The 9,385-nt window shown below is 46.0% G+C and carries 7 protein-coding genes and 1 pseudogene; 4 read left to right on the top strand and 4 right to left on the bottom strand.

Annotated elements, in window-relative coordinates:
• Positions 1–120: 120 nt before the first annotated feature.
• Entirely contained in the window at positions 121–1,437 is a 1,317-nt protein-coding gene (gene brnQ, locus D479_RS13135; protein WP_008637853.1) for a branched-chain amino acid transport system II carrier protein, read from the bottom strand.
• Positions 1,438–1,789: 352 nt separating this feature from the next.
• Between brnQ and D479_RS13130 the strand changes: the two genes are divergently transcribed.
• On the top strand, positions 1,790–3,652 hold the full coding sequence (locus D479_RS13130) for a sodium:proton antiporter (protein WP_008637852.1): 1,863 nt from the start codon (positions 1,790–1,792) through the stop codon (positions 3,650–3,652).
• A gap of 58 nt (positions 3,653–3,710) precedes the next feature.
• On the opposite strand, the gene D479_RS13125 is transcribed toward D479_RS13130, so the two are convergent.
• Entirely contained in the window at positions 3,711–3,899 is a 189-nt protein-coding gene (locus D479_RS13125) for an SE1832 family protein (protein ID WP_008637851.1), read from the bottom strand.
• A 114-nt stretch (positions 3,900–4,013) separates the two neighbouring features.
• Here D479_RS13125 and D479_RS13120 point away from each other — a divergent pair, with 114 nt between their 5' ends.
• Positions 4,014–4,853 (top strand): GNAT family N-acetyltransferase, encoded by an 840-nt coding sequence (locus tag D479_RS13120; RefSeq protein WP_008637850.1) that lies wholly within the window; start codon positions 4,014–4,016, stop codon positions 4,851–4,853.
• A gap of 43 nt (positions 4,854–4,896) precedes the next feature.
• On the opposite strand, the gene D479_RS13115 is transcribed toward D479_RS13120, so the two are convergent.
• Positions 4,897–6,090: an MFS transporter gene (locus D479_RS13115; protein WP_008637848.1), complete on the bottom strand. Its 1,194-nt coding sequence runs from the start codon at positions 6,088–6,090 to the stop codon at positions 4,897–4,899.
• A gap of 71 nt (positions 6,091–6,161) precedes the next feature.
• The gene (locus D479_RS13110) at positions 6,162–7,238 is read right to left on the bottom strand and encodes an AI-2E family transporter (RefSeq protein WP_328700165.1); all 1,077 of its coding nucleotides are present in this window, start codon (positions 7,236–7,238) and stop codon (positions 6,162–6,164) included.
• A gap of 142 nt (positions 7,239–7,380) precedes the next feature.
• Between D479_RS13110 and pepT the strand changes: the two genes are divergently transcribed.
• Both pepT and D479_RS13100 read left to right on the top strand, forming a co-directional pair.
• Positions 7,381–8,610 (top strand): peptidase T, encoded by a 1,230-nt coding sequence (gene pepT, locus D479_RS13105; RefSeq protein WP_008637844.1) that lies wholly within the window; start codon positions 7,381–7,383, stop codon positions 8,608–8,610.
• 318 nt (positions 8,611–8,928) lie between these two features.
• Positions 8,929–9,385, top strand: a pseudogene (locus D479_RS13100) (hypothetical protein); the annotation flags it as partial.

Raw genomic sequence — 9,385 nt, 5'->3', positions numbered from 1 at the left:
TCTCCAAGGAGTATATCGTGGAGGCGGGCAGAGCTTGATGTCGAAAGTAAGCGTCACGCTTCTGCATCAATAATAAAGAAAAAATCCCTCTTCTGTATGAAGAGGATTTTAAGTAAGCTGTTAATTCTGGTAGCTTTCCTTGTGGTTCGGTTGTCCTTTAATCGAATGAATGATCAACCCGATTAATCCTCCGACAATTGCCGGCACGATCCAGGCCAAACTGAAATCGTAAAACGGCAGATGGCTGATGATGGGTTCCAGCAGAGAAACGTCCGTCCCAAAAGCTTTCAGTCCGTCATACAGTCCGATAATAGCTGTAAATAGAACAGCACCTCTGTACACATAAGGGGAGTGCTGGAACAGTTTTCCCATGAAGGTAAGAGCGACTAGAACGATAGTAATCGGGTAAACGAAAACAAGTACAGGAACAGAATAGGCAATAATTTGATTCAGTCCGATATTAGCAATCGCAAAGCTGAGCAGCGTAACGAGCAGGTTGATCTGTGTATAAGACAATCCTTTGATCCGGTTGGAGAAGAACTGTGCGCAGGCAACGTTTAATCCGACACATGTCGTGAAACATGCAAGTCCTACAATGACACCGAGCAGGATGGTACCAAGATCTCCAAACATAATGGTAGCAGCGCCGGAAAGAATGGCACTTCCGTTCTCATACGTTCCTTCTGTAGCCATCCGGGCACCAATCCATCCAATGGAAACGTACACAGCGATTAAACCAATGGCTGTCACCAGTCCGGCTTTCAATGTACGATAAGTAATTTCCCTCGGTTTCGTTACGCCGCGCTCGCGGAAGGATGACACGACAATCAAACCGAAAGCAAGCGAAGCGATAGCATCCATCGTTAAATAACCTTCAACAAAACCGGAGAAAAAAGGCTGCTCTGCATACTTTGGTTCAGGCGGTTGTATGGGACCATCCAATAAGAAAAAGCTGCCGATAACTAATCCTAAAATTGCCAGGAAAAGCATGGGTGTCAAGATCTGTCCCACACGGTCCACCAGCTTGGATGGGTTTCGGGCAACGATGTAGACCAAGGAAAAGAATATAACGGTGAACACCAACAAGGCATAAGAAGCACCATTCGTAAATGGAGCGACTCCTGTTTCGAAAGCTACGTTGGCAGCTCTTGGAATAGCGAAAAATGGACCGATCACAAGATAAACCATAGAGGTGAACAACAGACCGAATGTAGGGTGCAGTCTACCTGCGAGCTGGACGGCTCCATTCTTAACGAGTGAAATGGCTGCAATTGTGACTATAGGCAGGCCTACCCCGGTGATTACGAAACCAATGATTGCGGGAATATAAGAAGTACCTGATTCAAACCCTAAGGAAATGGGGTATATTAAGTTTCCGGCACCGAAAAATAGAGCAAACAAAGTAAACCCGATCACAATGGTATCTTTTGCTTTCATAAACTTGCTCCTCCTCTTAGATGTCTCTATATTTTGCGTAAAAAAACCGCTCTTATCCACGGCAAGAGCGAGGCACACTATGGTACTTTAAACGAATTTTTCGACAAAAACAATCAATTTTCTTCATTCACCGGAGTAATACTATCAATTTCAAAAAATTATGTCAACGATTTATTAGAAAATTTAAAAGGTTATGATTTCCATGGCGGTATGATTTTCCTATATTCAGGAAGGATTTAGGGAGCGCCCCTTCTTGGTTTACAGACGAGGGGGAGGTCGATAGAATGTGTTCTATATAAAAATAAGAAAAAAAGGTACATATACACATTCATAATATAAAGGAGTTTATTCTATGGTGGATTCGCTGTTACTTCAATTCATGTTAATAGGTTTTCTAGGTATCGGTTCCCAATGGGTGGCTTGGAGGTTTCGCCTTCCAGCCATCGTCGTTATGTCGATTGCGGGGCTGCTTGCAGGTCCGGTATTCGGGTTAATGAATCCGGAACAGGATTTTGGTGAGTTGTACAGTCCGATTATCTCTTTGGCGGTAGCTGTCATTCTTTTTGAAGGAAGTTTGAACCTTGACTTCAAAGAAGTGAAGGGGCTTGGAAAGCCGGTGTTTCGAATTGTTACATTAGGAGCCTTCCTGAGCTGGATCTTAGGTTCTCTGGCAGCCCACTATGTTGCCGGACTATCGTGGGCAGTCGCTTTCACGATCGGCGGGTTATTTATCGTAACAGGACCAACCGTCATCCTGCCATTGCTCAGGCAGGCGAAATTAAAACCCAGACCGGCAAAGATTCTCAAGTGGGAAGGAATTATCGTGGATCCGATCGGGGCACTGCTCGCAGTCTTTGCATTCGAATTCATCGTGTTCTTTATGGAGGAAAGTGCGAGCCCTACATCTCTTCTTCTATTCTTTGCAGCTTCCGCATTCGCTGTCTTTCTCGGCTGGGTATGTGGGAAAGGGACAGGGTGGATGTTTGAAACCGGTTATGTACCGGAATTTCTGAAATCACCAGTCGTCTTCACGATCGTTATTGCATGCTTTACCATCGCTGATGAGATCATGCATGAAACAGGGCTTCTATCCGTGACGGCTATGGGGATGACTCTTGCCAATATGCACATATCATCCATTGCAGATATGCGGCATTTCAAAGAGAATATTTCCCTGCTGTTAATATCGACAATCTTTGTCATGTTGACGGCTTCTTTAACGGTAGATACGCTGCTTGAAATATTTAATCTGCAAATTATCGGATTCGTTATTTTGATGTTGTTCGTTGTCCGGCCGTTGTCGATTTTCCTGTCTACAGCAGGAACGGGGTTGTCCAAATCTGAAAAACTGTTAGTGGGATGGATTGCTCCAAGGGGAATCGTTGCTTTGACCGTTGCAAGTTACTTTGCCAGCGTTTTATTGGATGCAGGTTTTGAAGATGCTTCGATTCTCATTTCCCTTACGTTTGCGCTGGTATTTACAACGGTAGTGGCTCACGGGTTCTCCATTGGATGGCTTGCAAAGAAACTTGGCTTGTCTATGGAAGGGCCTCCCGGCGTTCTCATTGCTGGTGGAAGTGCGTTTACTACAGGTCTCGCCAAGGTGCTGGAAGAGCTGAAAATTCCGGTTCTTCTGACAGACTCCTCCTGGCAGAAACTTTCCCGTGCAAGATCTCGGGGGATCGAATCGTATCACGGCGAAATCCTGTCCGAACAGACGGAATATTATTTAGATATGACGCCGTATGAGTATTTAATTGCTGCATCGGAGATGGATTCTTATAATGCGCTGGTCTGTACGACATTTGTTCCGGAATTCGGGAGGAACAACTGCTTTCAGTTGAGCTTGAGCAATGCAGAAGGGGATAATCTGGAAAGCCTAGTCCATACCATCGGCGGGCGTGTGTTGTTCGAAGAAGGTGCATCATGGGAAGAAATGAATGCTCGGGTGGAAAACGGATATGTGTTCCGTAAGACCACTATCACGGACCAATACACGTTTGATAACTATCGGGACAATGTGGATGAGCATGCCATGCTCCTTTTCGTGAAGCGTCCGACGGGGAAAGTGGACTTCTTTACTCCTGACATGGAATATCGTCCGGAGAATGGGGATATCATCGTCTCCTTGATGCCTCCGAGCAAAGAGTTCGAGAAGATTCAGGAACGATTGGAAGACCAGAGGAAAGAACAAGAAAAACAGAAGGAAGACTAATAAGAGCAAAAAGGTGGAGGGTTACACCCTCCACCTTTTTGCATTTGTTTCGTTGTATTTATTTAGTTGTTTCTGCCTGTTTCAGTTTAGTGTTCAGTTCTTTAAGCTCTGCTTCCATCCTCTCCAGCTGCTTTTCGGCATTACGGACATTGCCGCCGGCAGCTTCCAGTTTATCAAGATCCCCCTGGATACGGATATAGTCGGATTTAAGGAATGTGATTTGATCTTGTATTTCTTTTTTAGTCATCATACATGCTCCTTTCCGTTGTTGCTGGATGATTAGTCGGGACGTATAATAGAAGAACTATCCATATTCAGAATTTTAACAAAAAACAATGAAAGAAGAAAAGGGGGAAGAGGAATGGTTGTACGAAAAGAAACAGACCCGGTCACTTTTTTGAATCAAGTAGAGGGGCTGTTGATGCATGGGGAAGCTCAAAATAATCTGCCGCTTGGCCTCCTTGAAGATAGGAAGCGGACGGGTACAGATCAGGTCTGTCATATGCTTACAGTCATAGAAAGAGAAAATCCGGTTTATGCAGTACTCCGGACACCGCCGCACTTATGGATTCTTCCTTCAACAGAGGTCATGGAGAAACCTTTCATAAAACAGCTGGTCGATTATTTGCATGGTGGGAACTATGAGGTTCCCGGCGTGCTTGGAGATCGCCGTGCTGTTCAATGGTTTGTAGAAGAATGGGAAAACGTTTCAGGATTGAAAGGGTCCCTGCATATGGAGCAGGGGATTTATCGTCTGGATGATCTGCAACCCATTGCGGATGCTCCGGGGGAACTTGTGCCGGCTGTGGAATCTGATCTGCCGCTTCTGCAGGCATGGATGTATCAATTTGGTATAGAAACGGGCGAGAAGAACATTTCTGAGCGTGCAGAAGTATTGGCAGCGGAAATGGTGGAGGAACGTAAAATCTATTTATGGAAAGTAGATGGAGAACCGGTTTCCATGGCGGCAAGAGCAAGAGCGACGAAGAATGGAGCGACCATTAACGCTGTGTACACACCGGATGTATTCAAGCGTAACGGATATGCATCTAAAGCTGTCTGGCACTTAACGGATAAGCTCTTGCGGAGCGGATACCGATTCTGTTCTCTCTACACGGATATGGCCAATCCCACATCGAACTCGATATATAAACGGATCGGATACAAGCACGCAGGGGATTCGATCGTCTATACTTTTTGAATTGAAAAATGCGGAGGACAGCAGTCCTCCGCATTTGTTTGTTCTATCTTGGTGCCTGCCACGGTTTCGTTTGTTTTCGTTGGTCTAGGAAAGTAAGAATCATAACGACGAGGAACAAAAAGCTGGACAGTTTAAATAAGGTAGCCGTCTCTACAAACTGATAAACGAATCCAAGCAGGAAGGCACTTGCCCCGATTCCTAAATCGATGGATGAATAATACATGCCGTTGGCGATTCCGCTGCGCTCGGTCGTCGTTTTTGATATAACCCATGCCTGCAGGGCGGGCATCATGGAGCCGTAGCCTAGTCCAAACAACGAACCGGCGATGATCAAGTCCACGTTCGAGTTGGATAATGCAAGGAGCCACATGGCGATGAAAGACAGGCCGGAACAAACGATAATCAGCTTCCAAGGTCCGTGTTTATCGAAATACCTTCCGGTGATTGGACGCGACAGGGTGGCGAATAATGCATTAAAGAAATAAAACAAGAACGTACCACTGAGTCCCTGCTCATTCCCGAAGATGACAATATAAGTAATGACAGAACCGTATCCGAAGGTGTTTAGGATGGTGACAAGCGCTGGATACCAGCTCTTTTTCTCGACAAGCGACCCGACGAAGGAGAATTTCGGAGGGTTTTTTTGATTTTCATAGACCTGCGCCGGTGTGACAAAAGACGTGAAGGCAAACAGGATGATAGCAATGACTCCAAGCCCCGCAGAAATCCACACGAGGAGATCGAAAGAGTAGTTCTGATAAAGGAAGATACCGATACTGGGTGCCATAATCATACCGACTGTAACGGACAGTCCGAAATAGCCCATGCCTTCCCCGACCCTGCGCCTTGGTACGAGATCGACGGCGGCGGTACCGTTGACGGTGGTGGACCACCCCCAGGCGATTCCGTGGATGAATCGGATGATCAGGAGTGCGACGACCACCTGAGTGACCGGGTACAATACGGTCATGATCAGTAAGGATACGGATCCGACCATGACGAGTACCTTGCGCGGCCTTGTCATGAGCATATGACCGATGAACGGCCGGATGATGATTGCAGCAAAGGCGAAGGTCGTCGTGATAAGTCCTACCTGAAGGCTGGTTCCACCAATGGATTCTATGTATGGAGGTAAGTTAGGGAGAAGCATTTGAAAACTCATGAATGTGAACAGGTTGGCAATGATCAGGAAAATGAATGGCAGCGTCCATAGCTTCTGTTGTGTAGAATGTGTCATTTTAATGGTCCTCTCTTTCTGTCAAAAAGGAAACCCGTCATGCACAGAGCACGACAGGCTTCACTGGAATCTTAAGTTGTCTCTGACTTTCGTTCTATCCACTCATGATAGAAGTGGCTGATGACTGTTTTAATGACGGCATAGGCAGGAATCGCGAACAATAACCCGATGAAACCGGCCAGGCTTCCGGCAGCCAGGATCAGTGTGATGATTGTCAGCGGATGGATGCTTAATGCTTTACCCATCACGTTAGGAGATACGAAGTTGCCTTCCAGCTGTTGGGCGATAACGGTAATGACAGCTACCCATACGGCAAGCATCGGGTCCTGGAAAAAGGCAACCAGAATAGCCGGGATGACCGCTAGAAATGGTCCGACGAACGGAATGACGTTCATTGCCATTGCAAACAAGGAGAGTGTCAAAGAATATTTCAGCCCTATAATTAAGTAGCCGATCAACAGAAGCAGCCCGACGACGATACTCACGGTAAGCTGCCCGAGAATAAAGGAATTCAAGGTCCGGTCTACTGATCCCGAAAGTTTACGGAAGCTTTCAGCTGTTTTCTCAGGCAAGAATTGAGTAATAAATGGTACGAGCTTATCTCCGTCCTTCAACATGAAGAAAAGGAAGAATGGAATCAATACGAGAGCAAACACAAAACCGATGAGCTGGCTGATGAAGTTGATGATGATCATCGATGCGTTTTGAACATAAGACTCCAGGTTCTCGGCAAATCCTGAGATGGTGTCATTGAATTCATCCGGAATAATATCCTGATTCTGCTGCCAGTAGGTGACAGCATCACTGACCGCATTTGCCATTGCAGGAATGTTATCGATCAGCCTGGTAAACTGCTCCTGAGCGATCGGAGCGATGAAGCGGCTGATCAGAAACCCGATAAACAGGAATAACGCGAAGACAATGATAATTGCCAGTACACGAGGGATGCGGTTCTTCTCAAGGAAGTGCATAATTGGACGTGATATATAGAAAAGAATCCCTCCTCCGATCAGCGGTACGGCGATTGCACCGATATATGTCAGGACAGGTTCAAAGAAAAAACTGATTTCATGCAGCAGAAGAATGAGTAATACGACTAAAACGGCAGCCACAAGGGCTTGGAACCAACGCTTATGTATCAAGGACACACACACCTTTATGGAAAGTTTTTTTGGAAGGATGTTTGTTTTATATAATAAGAATACCAAAAAATGACGTGAAGCAGTACACTTACTTTAGGAGCTTGAAATCGCTACACTTGGTATAGAACACTAGAAGGAGGATACCGATATGCAGAAGGAATTGTTAGAACGTTTCATTTCTTATGTGAAGATGAATACTCAATCCAATGAGGAAAGCAGTCAGACACCATCCACCGACGGGCAATGGGATTTGGCACGTCAGTTGGTGGAGGAATTGAAAGCCATCGGGATGGAGGATGTAACCATAGATGAGCATGCGTATGTGATGGCTACACTGCCTGCAAACACAAAGAAGGAAGTACCGACAATCGGCTTTCTTGCTCACATCGACACAGCTACTGATTTTACAGGTGAAGGAGTAAATCCACAGATCATTAAATATGAGGGAGGACCGGTTCAACTGAACGAAAGTACAGCCCTTACACCGGATGAATTTCCTGAACTTGCTACATATAAAGGAGAGACGCTCATCACCACAGATGGCACGACATTACTTGGCGCTGATAATAAAGCCGGAATTACGGAAATCATGACCGCGATGGATTATTTGATTCAGCATCCGGAAATAAAGCACGGAGAAATCCGCGTCGCATTCACACCGGATGAAGAAATCGGACGGGGACCCCATAAGTTTGATGTCGGCAGGTTTGCAGCTTCCTATGCTTATACCGTAGACGGCGGTCCAGTAGGAGAGCTGCAATATGAAAGCTTTAATGCCGCAGCTGCCCGCGTGACGTTCCATGGTCACAGCGTGCATCCGGGCACGGCTAAAGGGAAAATGGTAAACGCGCTGAAACTGGCTGTGGAATTCCAGCAGCAGCTCCCTCAGAACGAAGCGCCGGAACATACCGAAGAATATGAAGGTTTTTATCATCTGCATACGTTCAAAGGCGATGTGGAGGAGGCGGTACTTAACTATTTGATCCGTGATCATGATAAAGCAGAGTTTGAAAACAGGAAACAAAACCTGAAACGATTGGCTGCTGAATTGGAAGACGCATACGGAAAGCACCGCGTTTCCCTGGAAATCAATGATCAGTATTATAATATGGGCGAGAAGATTGCTCCTGTGAAGCACATCGTCGATATTGCCTACGAGGCGATGGAGAATTTGGAAATCGAACCACTAGTCAAACCGATCCGCGGCGGAACGGATGGTTCCCAATTATCCTACATGGGGCTGCCGACTCCGAACATTTTCACAGGCGGGGAGAACTTCCACGGCAAATACGAGTACATTTCCTTGGAAAGCATGGAGAAAGCAACCCGTACCATTGTAGAAATCTCCCGGTTATTTGAAGAGAAGGCAGGGGAATGACGACTGCTGTCCTGTTCATCAAACGCTCATTTAATCCTTTTGTATAAGCTTAGTCCTATGCTCCATACTAAGGTTGTAAAAAAGTGGGTGAAAGCCGTTGACTTTCGAAGGTCGCGTGCTATGATAGGAATAGATTCAGCGTTCCTTAAAGGGGAGTAGCTTATACAATAAAGTCGTCATTTCGGGATGGATCCCCGGCTTTATTGGCAACGTTCGTTGTTAGCGAGACCTTTACCCACTGTGGTAAAGGTCTATTTATTTATAGTCCTGTCCACCACAGTGGCCGGGACTATTTTTAATGGAAAAGGAGACAGAATAGTGGATGCTCAATTATTGATCGAGTATGGCTGGGTATTAATTGTTTTAGTCGGATTGGAAGGTATATTGGCAGCAGATAATGCGCTGGTGTTGGCAATCATGGTCAAACACCTGCCGGAGGAAAAACGGAAGAAGGCGCTGTTTTACGGATTGGCTGGTGCATTCATACTTAGATTTGGTTCCTTGTTCGTCATTTCCTTTCTTGTGGATGTGTGGCAGGTACAGGCGCTTGGAGCTGCATATCTGTTATTCATATCAGGAAAGCACTTATTTGATAAATGGAGAGAGCGTGGAAAAGAGGAAGAAGAAGAGGTCGTCGCCGTTGAGAATCAGCGGGGTAAAGGTTTCTGGGCAACGGTTTTAAAAGTGGAACTTGCTGATTTGGCCTTTGCGGTCGATTCGATTCTTGCTGCGGTAGCTCTTGCAGTCGCTTTGCCGGAAACACCTCTTCCGGAAG

This window comes from Halobacillus sp. BAB-2008 (assembly GCF_000328325.1).
Taxonomy (GTDB): domain Bacteria; phylum Bacillota; class Bacilli; order Bacillales; family Halobacillaceae; genus Halobacillus.
This window is presented reverse-complemented; position numbering and strand designations above follow the sequence as displayed.